The following is a 24593-nucleotide window of genomic DNA, read 5'->3' as shown; positions in this document are numbered from 1 at the left end:
GACAGAGCAGTGAAAACTGCTACTTGAACATGAACTCAGCCTCATCTATTGTCTTTTGGTGATGCAGCGCACACCGACCACCGTCGGCGACTGCTCACACACTTCGAAGGGACATCAGATGAGCACTGTCAACACCGTCACGGGCCCCGTGGACTCGGGCGACCTGGGCCCGACTCTCATCCACGAGCACATCTTCGTCCTCGGCGAGGAGTACCGGGAGAACTACCAGGACGACTGGGACGAGGATCGCAAGATCGCCGACGCCGTGCGCGATCTGCGCGAGCTCAAGGGGCTTGGAATCGACACCATCTTCGACCCGACGGTGCTCGGCCTGGGCCGCTACATCCCCCGGATCAAGAAGATCGCCGACCAGGTCGACCTGAACATCGTGGTGGCGACGGGCCTCTACACCTACAACGACATTCCCTTCCAGTTCCACTACACCGGCCCGGGACTGCTCTTCGACGTCGACGAGCCGCTGGTGAACCTCTTCGTCCGCGACCTCACCAAGGGCATCGCCGACACCGACGTGCAGGCCTCGTTCCTCAAGTGCGCCATCGAAGAGCAGGGCCTGACGCCCGGCGTCGAACGCGTGATGCGGGCCGTCGGCCAGGCACACGTTCAGACCGGTGCACCGATCACCGTGCACACCAACCCGCACACCGGCTCGGGCCTTGTCGCGCAGCGTGTTCTGCGCGAGGAGGGCGTCGACCTGAGCAAGGTCGTCATCGGACATTCCGGCGACTCGACCGACCTCGACTACCTCATGAAGCTTGCCGACGAGGGATCGATCCTGGGCATGGATCGCTTTGGACTCGACGTCCTGCTGCCCTTCGACGACCGCATCAACACCATCGTCGAACTGGCCAAACGCGGTTACGCCGATCGGATGGGACTTGCCCACGATGCGTCGTGCTTCATCGACTGGTTCGATCCCGAGGCCAAGAAGCAGGCGGTCCCGAACTGGAACTACCGCCACATCAGCGAGGACGTGCTGCCCGCCCTGCGTGAACGGGGTGTGAGCGACGCCGACATCACCACCATGCTCGTCGACGTCCCGCGCCGCTACTTCGAGTGACCACCATGCGCCCGGGGCGACTACCGCCCCGGGCGCATGCAGCTCCACAACCCTTCTGTCATAAGGAATTCTCATGGCCAACCCCGTAGCCGCCCTGTGGAAGGGTGCCGACACCTACCCCGACCGCATCGCGGTACGCAGCGGCGACCGCATCCTGCGTTACGGCGACCTGCGTGCTCGAATCACCCGCAGCGCAGCGCGTTTCGCGGCCTTGGGAGTCTCTCCCGGTGACCGCGTACTGCTTGTTGCGCCGTCGATTCCCGAGTTCGTCATCGCCTACTACGGACTCCATACGATCGGCGCAACCATCATCACGGTCAACACGATGTCGACCACCCACGAGATCGACTACGTGGTCGACGATTCCGGGACCTCGTTGATCGTCGCATGGCACGAGTCGGCAGCGGCGGCCGATCTGGTCGCGACGAACCGTGGCCTTCCGTTCGTCGAACTGAAGCCGTTCGAGGATGATCCGGCCGCAGACGCGCCGTCGGTCGATTCGTACGTCGAGCGCGACGAGCACGACACCGCGGTCATCCTGTACACCTCCGGAACCACCGGAAAGCCCAAGGGCGCCCAGTTGAGCATCGCCAACGTCAACGCTGCGCCGATCGCGTTCCGCCCGGCACTGCGGCTCGGCGACGAAGAGCGTTGGGCCACAGCACTTCCCCTGTTCCACTGCTTCGGCCAGGTCGTCGTGATGCACAACTCACTCACCTGGGGCGGCAGCCTGTCGCTGCTGTCACCCTTCGCGCCCGTGGAGTTCATGAACCGCATCCGCGACGAGCATGTCACCATCGCCTGTGGCGTGCCGACGATGTGGAATGCGATGTTGCAGAACGCGTCCGGATACTCGTCAGACGATTTCGTCGACCTGCGACTGGCATGCTCGGGCGGAGCGTCGATGCCGGGTGAGGTCATTCGTGCGTTCGCCGACAAGTTCGGCTGCGCGATCCTCGAAGGCTACGGCCTCACCGAGACCGCGGGCACCGCGACCTTCCGCGACCTCAACGGCGAACCGAAGGTCGGAACAGTCGGACCGGCGTTGCCGGGCTTCACCATCGAGATCCGCGATCCCGACGGCACACCACTCGCCGCCGACGAGGTCGGTGAGATCTTCCTCAAAGGACCGACGGTGATGACGGGCTATTGGAACCGCCCCGAGGCCACCGCATCCGAGCTCGTCGACGGGTGGCTGCGCACGGGCGACATCGGCGCGATGGACGCCGACGGTGACCTCCGGATCATCGACCGCGCAAAGGATCTCATCATCCGCGGCGGCTACAACGTCTACCCGAGAGAAGTCGAAGAGGTGCTCTACACCCACCCCGACATCGTCGAGGTCGCCGTCATCGGAGTGCCCGACGCCCACTATGGCGAGGAGATCGCCGCGGTCATCGCGTTGCGGCCGGACGCCGTGCTCGACACCGATTCGCTACGCGGCTGGGCGAAAGAACGACTCAGCGCCTACAAGGTTCCGCGGATCGTCCACGTCGTCGACGCGCTGCCGAAGGGCGCGACCGGAAAGATCCTCAAGCGCGCGATCGACCGTGACTCGCTGCGCGAACTCAGCTCGACGGGTACTGGTATACGGCAGCCTCGATGAGGTTGCGGTCGGGAACCTCATCCGAGGCTGCGGACCCGTGCGAGAGTGCCGTCCGGGTGATCAGGCGCGCGACGCCGAACCCGGACGGCGAAGGCCGATCGCGTTGACCCACAGGCGGGTGGCGGTGTCGACCATCGCGTCGACGTCATGCGGCTCGCCACCGACGATGAACGCCTGGTAGGCCATCCGCGACACCATGCCCGACAACGCCGCGGCCGCTGCCGTCGCATCGAGTTCTGGATCGGCGATGCCTCGTTCCTGCAATTCCTGGATGTGGCGCGCATTGCGTTCGACGAACACGTGGCTGCGCTGGCGCCGCTTCTCACGGAACTCCGCCATCGTCGACGACACCTGCTCGAGCACGAGACGCAGGCCGGCGTTACGCCGATACGCCTCGAAATAGGCCCGGTTGGCTGCGGCGAGGATCTCGGTGGGATCGTCGTCAGAACCCGGCTCCACGTGCGGGAAGCCCGGATGCAGCATGTCCTGATGCGCCTCGGCCAACACGGCGTCGAGGATCTCTTCCTTGCTGTCGAAGTAGGTGTAGAACGACCCGATCGAGCACTGGGCCTCAGTGGTGATGTCGGTGAGCCGTGAGTCGGCGAATCCGTCGCGCTCGAAGACCGTGCGCGCCGCAGACACCAGAGCCGCCCGCGTTCTCTCTCCGCGAGCGGTCAGGGGTTTGCGAACCGCGCTCGGGGCAGCCGAAACCGACGGCACCTCGAGCGCGGTGTCATGCGCGGCGGTGTCGTCGGTTTCGGTACTCATCTGGGTATCCTCGGCAATCTCGGGCCTCACGTCGCTGCCGGCCGGGCAGTTCGATCGATCAACGGTATCCGGTCACGCCAATCCTGCCTCGTCGGCCATCGCGCTCGCCTTGTCCACGAAGCGGTTGACCAACTCTGCGGTAGGGGCTCCGACGACGGCGCGGTTGGTCGGGTCGTCCTGAATTCGACGCACGACTCCCTCGATGATGATGGCGACCTTCCACAACCCCAGCGTCCGCCAGTACTTGAGCGCTTCCGGGTCCCGCCCGGTGATCCGGAGGTAGTCGGCTGCCACGTCGGCCGGGGTCGGGAAACCCTCCATGGTCTCTGCGCTGAATCGTCCGGGGATCTCCTCCCCCACCTCGGGCCAGTACGCCAGGGTGCTGCCGATGTCGGCGAGCGGATCGCCGAGCGTCGACAGCTCCCAGTCGAGAGCAGCCTGCACGTCGCCGGTCGTCGGGTCGACCATCACGTTGCGGATGTGGAAGTCGCCGTGCACCAGCGACGTCTCGTGCTGCTCCGGGACGTTCTCGGCGAGCCTGCGGGTCAGCGAATCCACCTCGGGGATCTCTCGGGTCTTCGAGTTCTCCCACTGCGCGGCCCACCGCTTGAGTTGGCGTTGCGCGTACGGCTTGTGGCTGGCGAGATCGGTGAGACCGGTCGCATCGAGATCGACGGCGTGGATGTGCGCGAGCGTCTCCATCATCGACGTCCCGACGTTGCGGCGTGCGGGCAGGGGAAGAAGCTCCGCATTCTCCTTCTTCTCCAACGAGATGCCGTCGACGAAGTCCATGACGACGAGCGGCACCGGAGCCACCGCTTCGTCGGTGCACACGCCGTACACCTCGGGTACGGGCACATCCGTCGGTGCGAGCGCCGACAGAATGCGCGCCTCGCGCGCCACATCGTGAGCCGACGCGAGCAGGTGCCCGACGGGAGGTCGGCGCAGGACATAGCGCCGACCCGATCCGTCGGAGAGCAGATACGTCAGGTTCGACTGTCCGCCACCGATTCTCGTCGCCGTGACCTGGCCGTCGAGGCCGATACCGTTGTCCGACAACCACGTGAGCAAAGCATCGGTGTCGACGTCGGGGATGGCGAGATCAGTCACCGATGCACTCACCACCGCGCGGCCAGAGCCTGATCCGAAACGCCTGCAACGGTTTCCGGAACCGGTCCGGTGCGGTACGGGCGCAGTTCGCGACGCGCGATCGAGCGCTTGTGCACCTCGTCGGGACCGTCGGCGAGTCGCAGTGTCCGAATGTGTGCGTAGGCCATGGCGAGGGGGAAGTCGTCGGTCACGCCCGCGCCGCCGTACACCTGGATCGCACGGTCGATGATCTTGAGCGCGACGTTGGGCGCGGCGACCTTGATCGCCGCGATCTCGGTGGCGGCGGCCTTGTTTCCGACGGTGTCCATCATGTCGGCGGCCTTCAGGGTGAGCAGACGCACCATCTCGATGTCGATGCGCGACTCCGCGATCCAGTCCTGGATGTTCGCGCGATCGGCGAGCGGCTCACCATAGGTCACTCGGGACGCGGCACGCGCACACATCAATTCCAGTGCGCGCTCGGCCATTCCGATGGTCCGCATGCAGTGGTGGATGCGGCCGGGTCCCAGGCGAGCCTGTGCGATGGCGAAGCCTTCGCCCTCGCCCTTGAGTACGTCGGCCGCGGGCACGCGGACGTTGTCGAAGACAAGTTCTCCGTGGCTCTCGCGATCGACATATCCGAAGACGGGAAGGTTGCGCACGATGGTGACGCCCGGCGCGTCGGTGGGTACGACCATCATCGACTGCTGCTTGTGCGTCGGCGCGGTCGGATCGGTCTTGCCCATCACGATGAGCACCTTGCAGTCGGGGCGAACCGCGTTGGACGCGAACCACTTACGCCCGTTGAGCACGTACTCGTCGCCGTCGCGGACCATCGAGAGCTCGATATTGGTGGCGTCCGAACTCGCGACTGCGGGCTCCGTCATGGCGAAGGCCGACGAGATCTCACCATTGAGCAGCGGCTTGAGGTAGCGCTCCTTGTGCTCGTCGGTGCCGAAGAGCGTGAGCACCTCCATGTTGCCCGTGTCAGGAGCGTTGCAGTTGAACACCTCCGACGACCAGACGACGCGACCCATGATCTCGGCGAGCGGCGCGTACTCGAGGTTGCTCAGGCCCGGTCCCCACTCCTTGTGCGGGTGGAAGAGGTTCCACAGTCCCTCTGCCCGTGCCTTCTCCTTGAGCTGATCGAGGATCTGCGGGTTGGCGTGCGGATTGTCGAGCTCGCGCATCTGCTGCTCGTACACGGCCTCGTTGGGGTAGATGTACTGGTCCATGAAGTCGAGCAGGCGCTGGCGGTATTCCGCTGCGCGCGGCGACATCTCGTACAGACTCATGAAATTCTCCTTGTGGTGTAAGGCTTTCGGAAGAACAGGTGTGTCACGCGTTGGTGAGCTGATCGCGGAGCGTGTTCTGGTACCGACGCATCCCGCGCAACCAGCGGTCGTAGTCGGCACCCTTGTTGCGGTACATGTCGAGTACTTCGGGGTGCGGCAGGATCAGGAAATGGTCGTCGGCGATCGCTGCGAGTACCACCTCGGCCACCTCGGAGGGCGTGAGCACCCGGCCTGCGGTCTCGACGGCGGCCTGCATCAGCATTTCGTCACTGTTGTCCGGCGACGTCGGCGGACGGAGCAGCGCGGTGTCGACGCCCATCGGGCACAGACAGCTCACCTTGACGCCGTCATCGCCGTAGGTGACGTTGAGCCATTCGGAGAAGGCGACGGCGGCGTGTTTCGTGGTGGAGTAGATGGCCGACCCGAGCTGGGTCAGCAGGCCTGCCGCCGACGCCGTCGAGATGAAGTAGCCGTTGCCGCGTTCGACCCATTCGGGAACGAGGCGACGCGCCGCACGAACATGTGCGAGCAGGTTGACGTTGAGCGCCACGTCCCAGTCGGCATCCGACGCCGACAGTCCCGGCCGACCTCCGATGCCCGCGTTCGCGACGTAGATGTCCACTGCACCGAACCGGCTCTCCGCGAGCGCGATGGTCGCATCGATGTGCGTCGACGAGCCCGCATCCCCGGCCAGCGTCGCCACGTTCTCGCCACTCGGATCAATCTCGGCCGCTGCGCGCTTGAGCGCGTCGTCGTCGAGGTCGGTGGCAACGACCCGAGCCCCACCCGCGATGAGCGCACGCGTGATGGCGGCACCGATACCGCCAGCCGCGCCTGTGACGATCGCAACATTTCCGTCGATGTTCATAGACGAAACCGTACTTGAACCCAATTTCAGGTTCAAGTACGGTGTGGATCTTTTTTCGATTCGGTCGAGGTTCCCCCAGACCCGGTCAGCCCAGCATCTTCACCATCGAACTCGAGTCCTCGCCGCTGCGACGCAGGATCACCGCGGAGATCGCGAGTACTGCCAGCGTGAGCGCCAACATCAGCGTCGACATCGCCGCGACCTCCGGGCGCAGCGCGACACGCACGTTGGAGAACACGTAGACCGGCCACGGCGTGTACCCCGGTTGCTGCACGAAGGTCGAGATCACCACGTCGTCGAGGCTGAAGGTGAACGCCAGCAGCATGCCCGCGATGATGCCCGGCATGGCCGCCGGCAGGATCACGTGGCGCAGTCGCTCGAGTGGCGGTGCATAGAGATCGGCGGCAGCCTCCTCGAGCGCGGGATCGAGCGACGCGACTCGCGCCCGGACGATGAACGTCACCACGACCATCGACACCACCGCATGCGAGATCACGAGTCGGAAGAGACCGTTGTTGAACGGGCTCAGGCCACCGTCGACGCCGAGCGTGACGTACCACGGCAGGAAGGCGACGGCGTCGGCGATATCGGGGGTGACGAGCGTGACGGTGAGCAACCCCAACAGGCCGATCGACCACCATCGCGGCCGACGCGAGATGCCGATTCCGATACCGGCGAACCCACCGAGCACCGTTGCCAGCAGTGCGGAGAGCACGCCGACCTCCAGCGACACCTGCACCGAACGCACGATGGTGTCGTTGGTGACGGCGTCGGAGTACGCGGTGAAGCCGAACGATTCGAACTGTTGCAGCAGACGGCCGGTGTTGAACGAATAGACCACGATCACCGCGATCGGAAGGAACAGGAACAGATAGACGATCACCGCCCACGCCTTGATCGCGAAGGTGTACCAATCTCGCTGGGTCCGCATGGGTTTCATCGTCAACGGCGCCAACGGGCCCGGCTTCTCCCCTGCCGTATCCACCTCGGGCACGTTGAATACGCGCCTGTCGAGCAGTGTGACGACGGCTCGCACCACCACGCCCGCGATCACCACACAGATGAGCACGACGAGCATCAGCGACACCGTCATCGCCGAACCCAATGCCCAGTTCTGCGCGGTCTCGAACTGCGCGGCGATCATCTGGCCCGCCATGGTGCCCTTCGCCCCACCGAGCACCGACGGCGTCACGTAGTCGCCCATCAGCGGGATGAACACCAGGAGCACGCCCGACGCGATACCGGGTGCCGCGAGTGGCAATGTGATCCGGAAGAACGTCGTCCATCGGTTGGCGCCCAGGTCACGGCTGGCCTCCCGGAGCGAGAGTCCGGCCCGGTCCATCGCGACGTAGAGCGGGAAGATCATCAGCGGCAGGTAGTTGTAGACGACGCCGATCTGGACGGCGGCACGCGTGTAGAGGATGCCGAGTTCGCCGAATCCCGCGCTCTGCATCGCGCTCGACAACCAACCCGACGGCGCGAGGGTGATCTGCCAGCCGATCGTTCGGACGAGGAAGTTGGTGAAGAAAGGCACGATGATCAACGCGAGATACAACGGTCGACGTCGCGGATTGCTCTTCACCGCAAGCCAATACGCGAAGGGAATGCCGATCAGCAGGGTGAGCACAACTCCGACGATCGCGATCTGCAGCGTGTTGGTGAAGGTCGAGCGATAGTCCGCGCCGAACGCCTCGCCGTAGTTGTCGAGGGACAGCCGGTCGGTCGCGTACGTGGTGAACTGGTCAGGCTTGTAACCGAAGCTGTACCAGACGACGAGCGCGAGTGGGATGACGAAGAAGAAGACCAGATACGCCCATGCGGGAAAGGTCAGCCCTCCGGCGCCGAAGAGTCGTTGCCGCAGTGGCGGTTTGGGAGTATCCGAAGCGGGTTCGGGTTGGTGGTTTCCGGTCTGTGAAGGCGTCAGGATGTCGGTGGTCATCGGGCACTCCTCGCCTGCATCTGATTGAGGATCTCGGTGCGTTCCTGGGTGGCGGAGTCGACGGTCGCGACGACCAGCCGGTCGACGATCTCGTCCGAGGGGAACAGCAGTTCCGGGTAGGGCAGATCTGCTGCCTTACCCTTCTCGGCCATGCCCTTCACACCCGTCTGATATCCGATGTACTGGAGTTCGCGGAACGACACCTCGGGGTCGAGCATGTGGTTGATGAACGCGTACGCGGCCCCCGGATGTTGGGTGCCCCGCACGATCGCGAAGTTGTCCGTGAAGAGATTCGCCGTCGGCAGCGGATAGACGAATCCCCACCTATCGGGGTCACTTTCGTTCATCAGCGTCAGCCGGGCGTCGCCGTTCCATGCCTGCAGCAGGCTGTACGAACCGCCGGACACGATGGACGTGATCGACGAGTTGTAGCCCTGGATGGTCGGGGCGAGTTGGTTGACCAAGATGTTGCGCGCGGCCGACAGGCTTTTGGCATCGGTGGTGTTGGGGTCGATGTTCATCGCGCCCATCGCGATCGAGACGACCTCCCACGGGTCTTCGACCACGCTCACCTTGCCTTTGGCAGGCCCCCGCGCGAGACTGATGAAGTCGGCCCACGACGTCGGCGTCTTGTCGGTCAGCGACTTCAGATACATGAAACCCGTTGTGCCCCAGTTCTTACAGGCGGCGTGGCGAGACTGTGGATTCCACGGCGGATTGAAGAACCGCTCTTCGAGATTCGCGAGATTGGGGATGCGCGAATGGTCGAGTTCGTCGAGGAGTCCGTGCGCAACCATCTGCGGGATGTAGACCCCGGTCGGCACGATGACGTCGTAACCCGAGGTTCCGCGTGCCGCAGCGAGTTTCGCGATCATCTCTTCGTTGGAGCCGAAGGCGTCGACCTGCAGGCGCACCCCGAACTTGTCGCGGTAGGCGTCGAGATCGGCGGGGTCCTCGTAGTCGCCCCAACTGTAGTAGTTCAGCTGACCCTCGACGTCGTCCGAGAGAGGTTTCGACGGTGCGATGGTCTTGTCGCCACCGCACGCCGTCACCGCGAGACCCGCGACCGTGACGCCGATTCCGGCCAAAAAGCTGCGTCGGGTGATGCGCGAGACCGCTGCCCTGGGAACGAGCGCGCGCACCGTCGTCGACTCGGTGTCCATGTCGTGCTGAGTTCTCATTTGGTGAACACCCGCGTATCCGCCTGCGAGAACGTGCATGTGACGCGCTGGCCCTCATGCAGATCGGGGAAGTTGCGTGTTGCGCCGCGCACCAGCACCTCGGTATCCGCGTCGGTGGTGACGACGACCTGGGTGGAGTCGCCGAGGAACGAGACGCCTGCCGCAGTCCCGGAGACGACGTTGTCCGCGGCGTCGATATCGGCCTGTCCCTCGGCGAACCAGATCGCCTCCGGGCGGATCGCGACGACGAGATCGCCACTGAGACCGTCGAGATCGTCTGCGACGGCAAAGGGTCCGTCGGTGGTGGGCAGTCGCCCGTCTTTCAGCGCGCCGGTGACGTCGAAGAACGTCTGCTTGCCGACAAAATCGGCGACGAAGCGGTTGACCGGCTTGGCATAGATGTCCTTGCCGTCACCGACCTGCGCGACGCGCCCCTCGCTCATGACGACGATGCGGTCGCTCATCGACAACGCCTCCTCCTGGTCGTGCGTCACGAACACGAAGGTGGTGCCCAGATCCTTTTGCAGCAGTTTGAGTTCGATCTGCATCTCCTCGCGAAGCTTGCGGTCGAGTGCACTCATCGGCTCGTCGAGCAGCAGGACGTCGGGCCGGTTGGCGAGCGCTCGTGCGAGCGCGACGCGCTGCTGCTGCCCACCCGACAGCATGGCGGGCTTACGGTCGGCGAACCGCGTCATCTGCACCAATTCGAGGGCTTCTGCGACGCGCTGGCCGATCTCCTTCTTCGCGACTTTGCGTTGCCGCAGACCGAATCCGACGTTTTGCGCGACGGACATGTGCGGGAACAGCGCGTAGGACTGAAACACCGTATTCACGGGTCGACGCTCCGGCGGAACGTTGACGATCGACGCGCCGTCGAGCGTGATCTCGCCCTTCGTCGGACGCTCGAAGCCCGCGAGCATGCGCAGCAGCGTCGTCTTGCCGCAGCCGGAAGGCCCGAGAAGTGAGACGAATTCGCCTGCGGCGACGTCGAGATCGATGTCGGTCACCGCGACGTGGCCGTTGTCGTAGATCTTGGTCACGCCGTGCATCGAGATGGCGCCGCGCTGCGCGGCGCTCACCTCCGTCTGCTTCGTGGCTTCGACTGCGGTCATGGGTTGGTCCTCTCATAAACGATCTCACCGTCGGCGACGGTCAGGTCGGCTCTGGTACGCCAAAGCGAATCTTGTTGCTCTGCAAAGGGATTACGGTCTGCGATGACCAGGTCCGCACGTGCTCCCGGTCGAATGGTCCCGACCTGGCCCCGCCTGTTCAGGTGCGCCGACCCGCTGGTGTACGCGGCGAGAGCCGTGGTCAGGTCGAGGGCTTGTGCGGGGAGAAGGGGTTCGACGTCCTCTCCGGGTGGGATGCGGTTGACCGCAACCGAGATCGCGGCCCAGGGATCGGGGGTGCTCACCGCCCAGTCACTGCCCATCGCGAGTGATGCACCCGACCGTGCGAGCGACCCGAACGGGTAGTGCCACTGATAACGCTCGTCGCCGATCGCGGACCGCACCAACGTCACCATCGAGTCGTCGTTGCACGCCCAGAGCGCCTGCATGTTGACGGTCACGCCGAGTTGAACAAAACGGCCCAGGTCTTCAGGGCGAACCAATTGCAGGTGGGCGATGTGGTGTCGGCCGGCTGTGAGGCCATTCGCGACCCGCGCGGACTCGACAGCATCGAGCGCCGCGGTGACGGCGGCGTCGCCGATCGCGTGGAAGTGGATGTCAAGCCCAGCTGCGTCGCACGCGATGACCGCTTCGGTCAGCACCTTCTGGTCGAAGTAGGTCAGCCCGGTGTCGGCGGGCGCGCACGCGCAGTCGTGACAGTAGGGCTCCGACATCGCGGCGGTGCGGTTCTCCACGACACCGTCGACCATGATCTTCACCGAGTGCATGCTCCAACGTCGACCGGCGGTGCTCGCCCGACGTGTCGCGAAGCCCGTGACGACGTCGTCGATGGCCCAGCGGTCGAGGTCTCTCGGCAGCCACGACGCACCGACGACGTCCGCGGTGAGGTCACCCGACTCCTCTGCGGCGGTGTACACCGAGTCGAGGTCGGCCATGCCGGGGTACTCGCCGACGATGGCCTCCTGCCACCCTGTGATGCCGAGCGAGTGGAGGTACTCCTGGGCGGTGAGCAGGCCCGCGTACTGCTCGTCGACGTCGGGCTGCGGCACGAGCCGGGAGACGAGGTCCATCGCGCCCTCGTGCAACGTCCCGGTGGGTGATCCGTCCGCTGCTCGCTCGATGCGCCCGTCCGACGGGTCCGGCGTCGTGGCGTCGATTCCTGCGAGTTCGAGGGCTCGCGTGTTGACCCAGGCGTCGTGGTGATCGCGATTGAGCAGGAACGCAGGTCGGTCGGCGACGACGGCGTCGAGTGCGCTCGCGGTAGGGCAGCCACGATCGAAGTGACTCATCGTCCAGCCTGAGCCGACGATCCACTCCCGGTCGGTGGCGCGTGCGTACGCGGCGATCGCGTCGAGGGTCTGCGAAGCGTCCTCGGCGTCGGTGAGGTCACACGCGTTGCGATCCACGCCCGCTGACAGCGCATGGATGTGAGCATCGGTGAATCCCGGGTGCAGGAGCCGACCATTCAGGTCGACGCGCTCGGCCCACGGGATCTGAGCCACGACACGCTCGACGGCTCCGACTGCGACCACTCGCCCCGAGCGAACGCCGACCGCCATGTCGTCGTGAAGTCGATGCCCGTCGAAGACCGGACCCGAATGGAAAACGGTGTCCGGAAGCGGTACTGCCACGAGCGTTGCGATCCTTCCGTGCCGGCAGCCGGGGCCGACGGCCTCACGACCGACGACTGCGACAAGCTCCCCCAAGCGGTGGATCGACTACCGAAATTCGATGTACTTGCGGAGAATCGTCACTGATTCCGCAGGTTTTCACCATCTGAACGGACGCTTCTTAATCTGCTCGCAACATTTGGTGGCTTACGGTCTGTGGCATGCGCAATGGAGATGTCTCGTTCTGGTATTCGACAATCGATCCCGTCCGGCGTCGTTCGCCCCTTGGCGGAGACCTCGACGCCGACATCGCCATCGTGGGCGGCGGACTCACCGGCCTCTGGTCGGCGTACTACCTGCGCGAGGCGCTTCCGGACGCCCGCATCGTGGTGCTCGAGAAGGAGTTCTGCGGCTTCGGGGCCTCGGGTCGCAACGGGGGGTGGTTGTCGGCGGAGGTTCCTGGCAACCGGTCGCACTACGCCGACATCGCCGCGTCGCGCGGTCGGGACGGCCTCGAGGCGAATCGTCGACTCACCGCCACCATGCGCGCGGGCGTCGACGAGGTACTCGCCCGCGTCGCCGCCGAACACATCGACTGCGACGCCGTGAAGTCGGGCGTGCTGCACATCGCGCGGTGCCCGGCGCAGGAATCGCGACTGCGCGATGAGCTCGATGCCGAGCACCACCTCGATGCGACCGACTGGGAGTACCTCGACGCCGCCGCCCTTGCGGAGCGACTCTCGATCCTTGGTGCGCAGGCCGCGATGTTCTCACCACAGTGCGCTCGGGTGAATCCGATGAAGCTCACGCGCGGCGTGGCCGACGCCGTCGAGCGTCGAGGTGTGACGATTCACGAGGACACCGCCGTCGTCGAGATCCGTCCGCGATCGGTCCGCACCAACCGCGGGACCGTTCGTGCCGAGACCATCCTGGTCTGCCTCGAAGGCTTCACCGCGACCATGCCCGGTCGACGCCGCACACTGCTCCCCCTCAACTCGTCGATGATCGTGACCGAGGTGCTACCCGACGCGATGTGGGACGAGATCGGTTGGAGTGGAAGCGAATTGCTCGGGGAGACCGCTCATGCCTACACCTATTCGCAACGCACCGCCGACGGTCGGATCGCGCTCGGCGGACGCGGCGTCCCCTACCGGTACGGCTCCGGGATCGACCACGACGGCGAAACCCAGGAGCGCACCGCGCAGTCACTGGTCGACGCCCTACACGAGCTCTTCCCCGCGACGGTCGACGTCGGGATCGCACACGCGTGGTGCGGCGTGCTCGGGGTGAGCCGCGACTGGTCGGCGTCGATCGACTTCGACCCGACGACGGGTATCGGCTCGGCGTCCGGCTACGTGGGGTCGGGACTCACGACGACGAATGTCGCCGCCCGCACGCTGCGCGACCTGGTCGTCGGGCAGCGGACAGAACTCACCGACCTGCCGTGGGTCGCGCACCACGCGAAGAAGTGGGAGCCCGAGCCGCTGCGCTGGCTGGGGGTCGCGTCGATGTACGGCGCCTACCGCGCCGCGGACCGCCGAGAGCTGGGCTCGACGTCGTCGAAGTCGAATGTCATTGCCCGCGTGGCGGATCGGATCTCCGGGCGGGCGTAGGTGGTCTCGCCTTTCCCGCTGGTCGGGTCCTCGCCGCTGGTCGAGCCCTAACCGCTGGTCGAGCCCTTTCCGCTGGTCGAGCTTGTCGAGACCACCCCGCCGCTGGTCGAGCCCTCACCGCTGGTCGAGCTTGTCGAGACCACCTCGCACCGCTCGAATCCCGGGCGCGCGCAAGTGGTCTCGACACGCCGCTCGTCCCTCGCGGCTGCTCGACCAGCGGATGATGCGCGCAGCTCAATCCGGAACCGAGCTCATCGAGCCTTTTCCCGCAGGCCGAGCCCTCACCGCTGGTCGAGCCCTCACCGCTGGTCGAGCTTGTCGAGACCACCCCACACCGCTCGAACCCCGGGCGCGCGCAAGTGGTCTCGACACGCCGCTCGTCCCTCGCGGCTGCTCGACCAGCGGATTCCCCGCTGGTCGAGCTTGTCGAGACCACCCCGCGGTCAGTACGTCGCGCCCGGGGCGAACTCCTCGAGCATGTCGGTGACGAGCGCGGCGATCGGCGAGCGCTCGCTGCGCGTCAGGGTCACGTGCGCGAACAGCGGGTGCCCCTTGAGCTTCTCGATGACCGCCGCGACGCCGTCGTGGCGTCCGACGCGGAGGTTGTCGCGCTGCGCCACGTCGTGGGTGAGCACCACGCGCGAGCCTGTGCCGAGTCGGGACAGCACCGTCAGCAGTACGTTGCGCTCCAAGGACTGCGCCTCGTCGACGATCACGAACGAGTCGTGCAGTGACCGACCGCGAATGTGCGTGAGCGGCAACACTTCCAGCATTCCGCGGCTCAGCACCTCTTCGATGACCTCGGGCGACGCGAGGCCTTCGAGCGTGTCGAACACCGCCTGCGCCCACGGCCCCATCTTCTCGGCCTCGCCGCCGGGCAGGTAACCGAGCTGCTGGCCGCCGACCGCGTACAGCGGACGGAAGACGACGACCTTGCGCTGCGTCCGACGTTCGAGCACGGCTTCGAGGCCGGCGCACAGCGCGAGCGCCGACTTTCCGGTACCCGCCTTGCCGCCGAGGGACACGATGCCGACGCTGTCGTCGAGGAGCAGGTCGAGTGCGACCCGCTGCTCAGCCGAACGCCCGTGCAGCCCGAATGCCTCACGGTCGCCCCGGACCAGCTGGACCTGCTTGGCCTCGTTGACCCGGCCCAGGGCACTCGACGAGCCGTGGCCCAACAACCGAACTCCCGTGTGGCAGGGCAGTTCTCGTGCAGCGTCGAGATCAACGACCCCGTCGGAGAACAGCGTGTCGATGACGGGCTGGTCGACGTTGAGCTCCGCCATGCCCGACCATCCGGAGACGACGACGTCCTGTGCGTGGTACTCGTCGGCGTCGAGTCCGACGGCACCCGCCTTGACGCGCAGCGGCGTGTCCTTGGACACCAGCGTGACGTCTTTGCCCTCGGCGCGCAGGTTGAGTGCGCACGCGAGGATGCGGGAGTCGTTGCTGTCGGTGCGGAATCCGGCGGGCAACACCGCGGGATCGGTGTGGTTGAGCTCGACCTGCAGGGTGCCGCCCTCGTCGCCGATCGGCAGCGGGACGTCGAGTCGGCCGTGCTCGAGCCGCAGGTCGTCGAGCAATCTCAATGCCTCACGTGCAAACCATCCAAGCTCGTGGTGGTGACGTTTGCCCTCGAGTTCGCTGATGACAACCAACGGCAAGATGACGTGGTGTTCAGCGAATCGTGTGACTGCCCAGGGATCTGAGAGCAGCACGGAGGTGTCGAGGACGTAGGTGCGTGTGGTCACGTGGGCTCCTACGTTTGTGCGGCACCCGCACAAACCAGTTCTTCGATGACCGGCTGGTTCTTGTCCTTTTACCCGGCGTCAGCCGAGATGGACGAGGACCGGGGCCGGCCCCCTCGTGCTGCTGGTGCAACCCACGATGTGAACCTCCCGGACGAACCGCTTCCCCGCGGCCCGTCACTGGTCAACGTACGCGGATGACGACGTTCCGGCGCGTCGTAAACGGGTGTGTCTACGTGAAATATGCGTAAACGGACGTATCGTCGAACCACGACGCGCAGAAGCGATGCCGCGGGGACGATACGTCCGTCAGCAGGGAAAATGTGTCGGTCAGCGACCGGCGCGAGCGAGAATCCTGGCCTTGGCCGCGGCTGCCTCGTCGTTCAGCCCGTCGACACTTTCGAGCTTCAACTGATCGACGATCGACGCCGCGATTGCATCGATCGTGGCCTCGCCCTGGTAGTCGGCGATCAGTGCGCGCTGCTCGTCGAAGTCGACGACGTCGAATCCGATCGGTTCGTCGAGTCCGCGTGCGAGCGCCTTGTCGAGCGCGATCACGGCCGTGTCCTGGTCGGCGACGAGTCCCGCGCCGAGCAGGTTGACGAAGGTGCGCGACGACACCTCGTCGTCGCCCGCCACCTTGTGCAGGATCTGCGCGAGGATGTCGTCGGCGACCGACGCCTGCATCTTCTCGATGAACTTCACGCTCTGCGCCTCGTGCACGGCCATGAGTGCCAGCACGTCGAGCGGCTTGAGTTCGTCGACCTGCGCCTCGTTCTGCCGGTAACCGGCGGTGACGTGGACTCGACGACGCTCCTCGGCGTCGACCGGATCAATCGCGCGGCGGACAACGAGGTAGTCGCGCAGGACCACGGCGTGGCGGTTGTCCTCGGCGGTCCACACGCCGACGAGCTGACGCCAGTCGGAGAAGGCCGGGAAGTACTTGGCCAGGATGCGGTGATACGACGGCAGGTTGTCCTTGGTCAGGAGCAACGCGAGCAGCGCGGCCGCTGTCTCGTCGGACAGCGTCTGCTGCGAGGGGTCCCAGTCGTCGCCGCCCATGAAGGCGAAGTTCCGGCCGTCGTCCCACGGCACGTACTCGTGCGGATTCCACACGGCAGACGCGAGCTGGTGATCCTCGGCCACCTCGGGGAGGGCCTTCTCCAGCGCGATGATCAGTTCGTCTTCGCTCAGTACGTTCACCGCGCCAAGGATACGGATGCGTAGGCGGCGATTTCAAACCGCCCCGACATCTCGAAGCTGGCCAGATGTCCAGGTCAGACCCGGCTCATCAGCCCCCACTCCTCGAGCCCGTCGTACAGCGGGAAGTCGAGTGCCAGGCGAGAGACCCGGCCACGCAGCGCAGACACGTCGGCGTCAGGCCCTGCCGCGAGCGCGGTGGCGATGATGTCGGCGACCTCGCTGAACTGCTCGTCACCGAAGCCGCGGGTCGCGAGTGCGGGCGTACCGATCCGCAGACCGGAGGTGACCATCGGCGGACGCGGATCGAACGGCACCGCGTTGCGATTGACCGTGATTCCGACCTCGTGGAGGAGATCTTCTGCCTGCTGACCGTCGAGCGTGCTGTTACGCAGGTCGACGAGGACCAGGTGCACGTCGGTGCCGCCGGTGAGGACCGAGACGCCCGACTTCTCGACGTCGGAGCCGGTCAACCGCTCGGCGAGGATCTTGGCGCCCGAGAGCGTACGACGCTGCCGATCGGCGAACTCTTCGGTGCCCGCGATCTTGAGTGCGACGGCCTTGCCGGCGATGGCGTGCATGAGGGGTCCGCCCTGCTGCCCCGGGAACACCGCCGAGTTGAGCTTCTTGGCCCACTCCTGCTTGGCCAGGATGATGCCCGAGCGCGGGCCGCCGAGAGTCTTGTGCACCGTCGACGAGACGACATCCGACGCAGGCACCGGGTTGGGATGCAGGCCGGCGGCGACGAGTCCGGCGAAATGCGCCATGTCGGTCCACAGGTAGGCGCCGACCTCGTCGGCGATCGAACGGAAGGCGTCGAAGTCCAGGGTGCGCGGGTATGCCGACCAGCCGGCAACGATCACCTTGGGCTGCACGTCGAGGGCGATCTTGCGCACCTCGTCCATGTCGATGCAGAAGTCTTCTTTGCTGACGCCGTAGAAGTGGTTCTCGTAGAGCTTGCCCGAGAAGTTCAGACGCATGCCGTGGGTGAGGTGACCGCCGTGCGCGAGGTCGAGGCCCAGGAGCCGCTCCCCCGGGTTCATCAGTGCCATGAGGACCGCGGCGTTGGCCTGCGCGCCCGAATGCGGCTGAACGTTGGCGAAGTCGGCCCCGAAGAGTTCCTTCGCGCGGTTGCGTGCGATGTCCTCGACGACGTCGACGTACTCGCAGCCACCGTAGTAGCGGCGACCCGGATATCCCTCGGCGTACTTGTTGGTCAGGACGCTGCCCTGTGCCTGCAGCACGGCCCGCGGAACGAAGTTCTCCGAGGCGATCATCTCGAGTGTGTCGCGCTGGCGGCTCAGTTCGCCGTTCATCGCGGCCGCCACGTCGGGATCGACCTCTGCCAGGGACATCGAGTTCAGGCTCGCGGTGTTCGCGGAGATGGGATTCTCGCTCATGGCGCCCAGTCTATTGGCCCAGTTCGGCACGCAGCAGAGCTGGGGTCAGGGGTTCGTCGAGAAGGCGTCCGAATCGCGCGAGCCGCGCGTCCTGCGGCACCTGCTCGAGCCACTCACCCAGGAGCCGATAGCCCTCGACGTAGGTCGAGATGTACGCGCGCCACAACGGCGACGTCAGGAACCGCAGCATCTGTCGCGCCCGCTCCGACGGCGCGAGCAGCCACCGCTGCAGAAAGCCCGCGACGACGTCGACGTCGAGGTGCTGATCGTGCAGCATCAGCGCGGCGTCTTGGCGCACGGTCAGCAGTCCCGACGACGCCCCGCCGACCCGCTGTGCGCGCTCGCCGTCGAATCGCAGTCCGAGGTCGGCGTAGATCTCCTGCGCCCAGAGTCCCCAGTTGTCGCCGACGGCCGCGTGCAACGCGTGGTCGGCAAGCCCCTCGGCCATCAGGCACTGCGGCGTGTTGACCAGGAAGATGGTCTGCTCGGTCTGTCCACCGCCGACGAGGATCTGCTCCTTTCTGCAGTGCTCGGTGTGGTGACCGGGATACGCCTCGTGTGCGATGAGGTGCGGCAACGACGACATGTACTGCGTGAGGTCGGCATTGATCGCCACCCGCGACCGATAGTTGCCGAGGTAGTAGTTGAAGCCCGACCACGGCTTGTCGGTCACCACCTCGAATTCGACGATCTCGTTGTCCGCCAACGGGAAAACGTCGCGGACCCGTTCACGCAGCGCACCACCGAAGGCGCGGACGCATTCGTCGACGCGCTCGGGCGGGATCTCGTCGGCGCGACGGTAGGCAGCGTAGGCGTCAGCGAGCACCGGCCCGCTCGCATCGGGTGTGCCGAGCGCAGAAGCCAACTCGCCGTGCGCTTTTCGATAATCGTCGGTGTCGGCGGGCGCGATGTCGACGTCGAAGTAGGCGCGCACCTCGTCGACGAATCCGATGGGCTCGCCCGCGAATTTGCGTGCAGAACATTCCAGTGCGCGCAGATGCGCGTCGACGAACGCCGCCCGATCGGGGGCCAGACCCGCAGGGAGTTCGGATCGCAGACCGCGGGCCCGGTCGGCCAGCACGGCGGGGTCGGGGGCCGGACCTCCCGCGACCTCTGCGCGCAGTGCGGGGTCGCCGGTGTAGGCGTCGACGAAGCCCTCTTCGAGACGGTCGAAGGCGAGGCCGAGCCGTAAATAGTCGGTGACCAGATCCGTATCGGGGGTTGCCGAACCGCTGTACGCCGTTGCCATGGTGGAAGGCTACCGACAGCGGCGTCGACGCGTCCTTCTAAGCTGTAGGCCATGACGACGAGGTGCGACCCGCGATCGCCGATGGGACGAGCCCTCTGATGGCGCGCGACACCACCGGCCGCGATCCCAGTCTTTATCTGGAACTCGATCGCAAGCAATGGCGTAACCTGCGTGAATCCATGCCGATGGTGCTCAATGAGAACGAGCTCGACCAGCTCGTCGGTATGGGCGAGAACGTCGACCTCCAAGAAGTCGCCGAGGTGTATCTCCCGCTGTCGCGACTCATCCACCTGCAGGTCGCCGCGAGGCAGCGCTTGTTTGCAGCGACGTCGACCTTCCTCGGCGACCGGCAGACCACCAAGCAGGTTCCGTTCGTCATCGGGATCGCGGGCAGCGTCGCCGTCGGAAAGTCGACGACCGCCCGCATCATGGCAGCGCTCCTGGCCCGCTGGGAGTCGCACCCGAAGGTCGACCTCGTCACCACCGACGGTTTCCTGCTTCCCACGCGTGAGCTCGAACGTCGAGGCATCATGCACCGCAAGGGATTTCCCGAATCCTACGATCGCAGAGGCCTGCTCCGCTTCGTCACCGAGGTCAAGTCGGGGGCGCGCGAGGTGACAGCGCCGGTCTATTCGCACCTCACCTACGACATCGTTCCCGACGTCATGCACTACGTGCACCAGCCCGACATCCTGATCCTCGAAGGCCTCAACGTGCTGCAAACAGGTCCGACGCTGATGGTGTCGGACCTGTTTGATTTCTCCATCTACGTCGACGCGAAGACCACCGACATCGAGAACTGGTACATCTCGCGGTTCCTGCAGATGCGGTCGACGTCGTTCGCCGACCCCAACTCGCACTTCCACCACTACTCGTCACTGACCGACGACCAGGCGCGTGCCGCTGCCCGCGACATCTGGACGTCGATCAACCTGCCGAACCTTCGGGAGAACATCCTCCCCACCCGCCCGCGCGCAACCCTGGTGCTGCGCAAGGATTCTGACCACTCCATCAACCGGGTCCGGCTGCGCAAGTTGTGAGTTCGCGCGGCTGCGCGAAGATGTAGGCCGCGCGAAGCTGTAGGCCGCGCGAGGATGTGTGTCGAATCGAAGGATGTGGGTGCTGCAGCACCCACATGCTCACGTTCGACACACATTCAGCGTCGGGTCAGCGGCGCTACTTCCGCTCGTCGAGCTCGTACGGGTACTTCGACGCGATGGCGACGCGGTTCCAGGCGTTGATCATCACGATCGACGCGACGACCTGGCCGAGCTCCACCTCGTCGAACACCGCCCGTGCACGCTCGAACGCGTCGTCGGGAACTCCCTCTTCGCCGATTCGGGTCACGTATTCGGTCAGCTCGAGGGCTGATCGCTGCCGCTCGTCGAAATGGTTGAAGGCCTCGTGCCAGACCGGGATCAGACCGATGACCATCGGGTCGATTCCCATCGCGAGCGCATCGGCGACGTGCATGCGCAGGCAGTAGGCACACCCGTTGAGCTGTGATGCGCGGATCTTGATGAGCTCGATCAGCTCGGGCTCGAGACCCTCCGACGACGCAAGCTGCAATGCGATGAGCGCTTTGTACACGTTCGGATTCTGCTCGAGCATCCAGAGCCTGCGCGTGGTGGCGGCTTCTTGTGCTGTGGTGGTCATCGGTTGGCCCTTTCTGTAGTGGGTGGACTTGCTTCGAGCCACTCGTCGAATGTGGTCGAGGTCTTGTCGAATGCTCCGCGCGGCATGAGTCCGCCGTCGCGAAATGCTCTCCCGCCGAACGGGACTGCCACAACCCATCGGGGTGATCCGTCGCGCCGAGCAACCGCGCGCGCCAGATCGACGAGATCGTGCTGCCCGGGTCCGGCGATCTGCCGGTCCGATGGGTCGTCGGATAGAGCAGCGTCTGCGATCAGTCCTGCGGCGTCGACGGCGGCCAGTGGGCGGCACACCATGCGCGGAGCCATAGCGATCGGACCGAGTCGTGCGCGGGTCAGCATCTGATCGGCCAGTTCGTACCACTGTGCCGATCGGATGATCTGCAAGTGTCCGGCGTCGACGTTGTCAGCGTAGGTCTTCTCCTGCGCAGCTTTCCCTTGGTAATAGCCGAATTTCGCGTTCACCGCCGGGTCTGCGGCATTGACGATCGACACGCACACGACTCGTCGCACACCCGCCGCCGCGGCGGCTTCGGCGATGGTGCGCGCAACCGTCGAGAAGAAGTCGACGGCTGTCGAACCGCGCGTCGTCATCACGTTGGTGCAGTCGATCACCGTGTCGGCACCCGCGCACGCCTCCCGCATGCCGGTGCCCGCATACGCGTCGACTCCCGACGACCGTTGCGCGCGAACCACTTTCTCGCCTCGCCGTTCGAGGTCGTCGGCGAGTCGCGCACCGATCTCACCGCTCGCTCCGAACACCACCGTCGTCATCGGTTCTACTTCCTCTCGGATCGTCTGCCTTCTCTGAACGCAACACCGTCAACGCTAGTGGCAGATTGATCCAGAAATGAGGTTCAATCGAGACGTATTCTTGTGCGTCAATTCAGGAGGCGTGATGACAGGTGATCGATGGTCTGCGCTCGCCGAGCGACTCGGGACCGACCTCTATCTCGATCTGCAGCCCGATCCCGACGCGCCCACCCGAGGCCGTAGCGCGCAACTGCGCTCGCGGCTCGCCGACGAATTGCGCAGCGCCATCGCGGACGGTCGCCTCACACCCGGCATGCGCCTGCCTCCCTACCGATCGCTCGCGGCCGACCTCGGCCTCGCTCGCGGGACCGTCTCCTCGGTGTATTCCGAACTGATCGCAGAAGGTTGGCTGACCGCGCGGCAGGGCGCGGGCACCACGGTCGCAGCGGGTTTCGGGTCGCCGGGTTCCGCAGGCGAATCGTTCACGACCGTCGTGTCCGCACCACGCGTCGCACATGACTTCTCCCTCGGCCAGCCCAACACGTCGCAGTTCCCGCGTACAGCATGGATCAGGTCGATGCGGCGGGCGATCTCGACAGCCGACGACTCCGCGTTCGGTCCGACGCCGCCCAACGGCAGTGAACGCCTACGCGTCGCGCTCGCCGGCTACCTCGCCCGCGCACGTGGCGTTCGTGCTCATCCCGACCAGATCGTGTTGACCACGTCGGTTCTGTCGGCGTTGAATCTTCTGGCACGCACTCTCTTTCGTGAATCCGTCGCGGCGGAGGCGTACGGCCTACCCTTCTTTCGAGACCCGTTCACCCGGCGCGGTGCACTCGTGTCACCGATTCCGGTCGACCACGACGGCGCAGACGTGACAGCGCTGGCCGGCCTTGCCGTCACACCCCAGGCCGTCCTGCTCACCCCAAGCCACCAGTCCCCGATCGGGGTGCCACTTGCTCCACAGCGCCGAGCGGCGGCCATCGAATGGGCAAGGGCGACAGACGCATTCCTGATCGAGGACGACTACGACGGCGAACTGCGCTACGACCGCGAGCCCGTAGGCGCGATGCAGGCGCTCGCTCCCGATCACATCATCTACACGGGATCGGTCAGCAAGAGTCTGTCCCCATCGATACGCATCGGTTGGCTGGTCCTGCCACCGGCGTTGGTCTCAACTGTGATGTGGGCCAAGGGAATGCGCGAAACTGATGCGAGCATCGTCGATCAGCTCGCATTGGCCGACATGATCGAAACCGGCTCGTATGACAAGCACATTCGAAGCAGTCGGCAGTTCTATCGACACCGCAGGCAGGCGCTGATCGAGCGACTGCACGCGCACAAGATCCCAACCATGGGTATTTCCGCCGGCCTGCACGCGGTGTTACCCGTTCCCGTCGACGTCGAGGCGTCTGTGCTCGCGGCAACCTACGAGCGGGGTTTCTCGCTCGGAGGGCTCGACGCCCTACGGCATCCGGACGCCCCGCGCCTTCGCGACGCCCATGGTGAGCCGACCGGAGGAATCCTCGTCGGCTTCGGCACGCCGCCGGTCTCGACATTCGACGCCGACGTGACCGCGCTCATCGAACTACTCGACGATCACTTACCGAATCGCCGACTGCGCGCGGAGTAGTCGCGCAGCGCACGCAGGAAATCGACCCGACGGAACTCGGGCCAATAGGCGTCGGTGAACCAGATCTCCGAGTACGCGCTCTGCCACAGCAGGAATCCGGACAGCCGCTGCTCCCCCGACGTCCTGATGACCAGATCGGGGTCGGGCTGTCCCTTGGTGTACAGGTTGCGGTCGATCGCCTCGACGGTGACCGCGTCGACGAGTTCGTCGACGGTCGCGCCCGCCTCGGCCTTCTCCACGAGGACCGCGCGCACAGCGTCGGCGATCTCCTGTCGGCCCCCGTACCCGACCGCCACGTTGACGTTCATGCCCGATCTGTCGAGGGTGCGTTCAGCGGCGTTGCGCAGACGCTGGGCCGCAGCCTCGGGGAGCTGATCGAGGGTTCCGACGATGCGCACCCGCCAGTGCCCGTCGGGGGTGGCGATCTCGTCGACGATGTCGGGCACTATCTCCATCAGCGCGTCGAGTTCGTCGGAGGCGCGCTGCAGATTCTCGGTGGACAGCAGATAGATGGTGACCGTCTCGATGCCCAGCTCGGCGCACCACTCGAGCATCTCGGCGATGCGCTGTGCGCCCACCCGATGTCCGTGACTGACATCTTCGAAGCCCGCCTCGCGAGCCCATCGTCGATTGCCGTCGCAGATGATCGCCACGTGCTGAGGCAATCGGTTCTCGTCCGTCAACTGGATCAGCCGCCGCTCGTACACGGAGAGCATCGGCCGACGCAGACGATCGGGTAGGAGTTTCATCGCGAACCAGATTAGACCTCACCTCTAGGGGC

20 protein-coding genes are annotated in these 24593 nt (G+C 65.6%); 5 read left to right on the top strand and 15 right to left on the bottom strand.

The window, feature by feature from the left end; translation table 11 throughout:
* Positions 1–118: 118 nt before the first annotated feature.
* The gene (locus A5785_RS07050; protein ID WP_005207937.1) at positions 119–1078 is read left to right on the top strand and encodes a phosphotriesterase family protein; all 960 of its coding nucleotides are present in this window, start codon (positions 119–121) and stop codon (positions 1076–1078) included.
* Positions 1079–1151: 73 nt separating this feature from the next.
* A complete protein-coding gene (locus A5785_RS07045; RefSeq protein ID WP_005207936.1) occupies positions 1152–2684 on the top strand; it encodes an AMP-binding protein in 1533 nt (510 codons plus the stop codon).
* Positions 2685–2744: 60 nt separating this feature from the next.
* Here A5785_RS07045 and A5785_RS07040 read toward each other — a convergent pair whose 3' ends face one another.
* From A5785_RS07040 to A5785_RS07005, 8 genes are all read right to left on the bottom strand, one after another.
* Positions 2745–3452 (bottom strand): TetR/AcrR family transcriptional regulator, encoded by a 708-nt coding sequence (locus A5785_RS07040; RefSeq protein ID WP_064862240.1) that lies wholly within the window; start codon positions 3450–3452, stop codon positions 2745–2747.
* Between the two features lie 72 nt (positions 3453–3524).
* Positions 3525–4562 (bottom strand): phosphotransferase family protein, encoded by a 1038-nt coding sequence (locus A5785_RS07035; protein ID WP_005202007.1) that lies wholly within the window; start codon positions 4560–4562, stop codon positions 3525–3527.
* A gap of 8 nt (positions 4563–4570) precedes the next feature.
* Positions 4571–5836: an acyl-CoA dehydrogenase family protein gene (locus A5785_RS07030; protein ID WP_005202013.1), complete on the bottom strand. Its 1266-nt coding sequence runs from the start codon at positions 5834–5836 to the stop codon at positions 4571–4573.
* 43 nt (positions 5837–5879) lie between these two features.
* A complete protein-coding gene (locus A5785_RS07025) occupies positions 5880–6704 on the bottom strand; it encodes an SDR family oxidoreductase (RefSeq protein WP_005202014.1) in 825 nt (274 codons plus the stop codon).
* A gap of 85 nt (positions 6705–6789) precedes the next feature.
* Positions 6790–8643, bottom strand: a complete 1854-nt coding sequence (locus tag A5785_RS07020; RefSeq protein WP_005202015.1) for an ABC transporter permease subunit — start codon at positions 8641–8643, stop codon at positions 6790–6792.
* On the bottom strand, positions 8640–9824 hold the full coding sequence (locus tag A5785_RS07015) for a polyamine ABC transporter substrate-binding protein (protein ID WP_005202016.1): 1185 nt from the start codon (positions 9822–9824) through the stop codon (positions 8640–8642). The genes A5785_RS07020 and A5785_RS07015 overlap by 4 nt, the downstream gene beginning before the upstream one ends.
* Entirely contained in the window at positions 9821–10936 is a 1116-nt protein-coding gene (locus A5785_RS07010) for an ABC transporter ATP-binding protein (protein ID WP_064865467.1), read from the bottom strand. The genes A5785_RS07015 and A5785_RS07010 overlap by 4 nt, the downstream gene beginning before the upstream one ends.
* The gene (locus A5785_RS07005; protein WP_064865642.1) at positions 10933–12585 is read right to left on the bottom strand and encodes an amidohydrolase; all 1653 of its coding nucleotides are present in this window, start codon (positions 12583–12585) and stop codon (positions 10933–10935) included. The genes A5785_RS07010 and A5785_RS07005 overlap by 4 nt, the downstream gene beginning before the upstream one ends.
* Positions 12586–12785: 200 nt before the next feature.
* On the opposite strand from A5785_RS07005, the gene A5785_RS07000 reads away from it, so the two are divergent.
* Positions 12786–14177, top strand: coding sequence for an NAD(P)/FAD-dependent oxidoreductase (locus A5785_RS07000; protein WP_064865464.1), 1392 nt, complete (start codon positions 12786–12788; stop codon positions 14175–14177).
* A gap of 443 nt (positions 14178–14620) precedes the next feature.
* Here A5785_RS07000 and A5785_RS06995 read toward each other — a convergent pair whose 3' ends face one another.
* The 4 genes from A5785_RS06995 to A5785_RS06980 form a co-directional block, all read right to left on the bottom strand.
* Positions 14621–15928, bottom strand: a complete 1308-nt coding sequence (locus tag A5785_RS06995; protein ID WP_064865462.1) for a PhoH family protein — start codon at positions 15926–15928, stop codon at positions 14621–14623.
* Between the two features lie 327 nt (positions 15929–16255).
* Positions 16256–17128: an acyl-ACP desaturase gene (locus A5785_RS06990; RefSeq protein WP_064865459.1), complete on the bottom strand. Its 873-nt coding sequence runs from the start codon at positions 17126–17128 to the stop codon at positions 16256–16258.
* A 74-nt stretch (positions 17129–17202) separates the two neighbouring features.
* Positions 17203–18480: a serine hydroxymethyltransferase gene (glyA, locus tag A5785_RS06985; RefSeq protein WP_064865641.1), complete on the bottom strand. Its 1278-nt coding sequence runs from the start codon at positions 18478–18480 to the stop codon at positions 17203–17205.
* A 55-nt stretch (positions 18481–18535) separates the two neighbouring features.
* Positions 18536–19774: a hypothetical protein gene (locus A5785_RS06980; RefSeq protein WP_064865457.1), complete on the bottom strand. Its 1239-nt coding sequence runs from the start codon at positions 19772–19774 to the stop codon at positions 18536–18538.
* A 98-nt stretch (positions 19775–19872) separates the two neighbouring features.
* On the opposite strand from A5785_RS06980, the gene coaA reads away from it, so the two are divergent.
* Positions 19873–20814 carry a type I pantothenate kinase gene (gene coaA / locus A5785_RS06975; protein ID WP_064865640.1) on the top strand — a complete coding sequence of 314 codons (942 nt, stop codon included), beginning with the start codon at positions 19873–19875 and terminating at the stop codon, positions 20812–20814.
* Between the two features lie 136 nt (positions 20815–20950).
* Here the strand turns inward: coaA and A5785_RS06970 are convergent, their stop codons facing one another.
* The gene (locus A5785_RS06970) at positions 20951–21430 is read right to left on the bottom strand and encodes a carboxymuconolactone decarboxylase family protein (RefSeq protein ID WP_064865454.1); all 480 of its coding nucleotides are present in this window, start codon (positions 21428–21430) and stop codon (positions 20951–20953) included.
* Complete coding sequence (locus A5785_RS06965; protein WP_064865452.1) at positions 21427–22200, bottom strand: NAD(P)H-binding protein; 774 nt, start codon at positions 22198–22200, stop codon at positions 21427–21429. Before A5785_RS06965 ends, A5785_RS06970 begins: the two co-directional genes overlap by 4 nt.
* Before the next feature lie 124 nt (positions 22201–22324).
* On the opposite strand from A5785_RS06965, the gene pdxR reads away from it, so the two are divergent.
* A complete protein-coding gene (pdxR, locus tag A5785_RS06960) occupies positions 22325–23812 on the top strand; it encodes a MocR-like pyridoxine biosynthesis transcription factor PdxR (RefSeq protein WP_064865449.1) in 1488 nt (495 codons plus the stop codon).
* On the opposite strand, the gene A5785_RS06955 is transcribed toward pdxR, so the two are convergent.
* The gene (locus A5785_RS06955; RefSeq protein ID WP_064865447.1) at positions 23779–24561 is read right to left on the bottom strand and encodes an isoprenyl transferase; all 783 of its coding nucleotides are present in this window, start codon (positions 24559–24561) and stop codon (positions 23779–23781) included. The genes pdxR and A5785_RS06955 overlap by 34 nt on opposite strands.
* Positions 24562–24593: the final 32 nt, after the last annotated feature.

The sequence above is a fragment of the Gordonia sp. 852002-50395_SCH5434458 genome (assembly GCF_001665905.1).
GTDB classification, from domain to species: domain Bacteria; phylum Actinomycetota; class Actinomycetes; order Mycobacteriales; family Mycobacteriaceae; genus Gordonia; species Gordonia jacobaea.
This window is presented reverse-complemented; position numbering and strand designations above follow the sequence as displayed.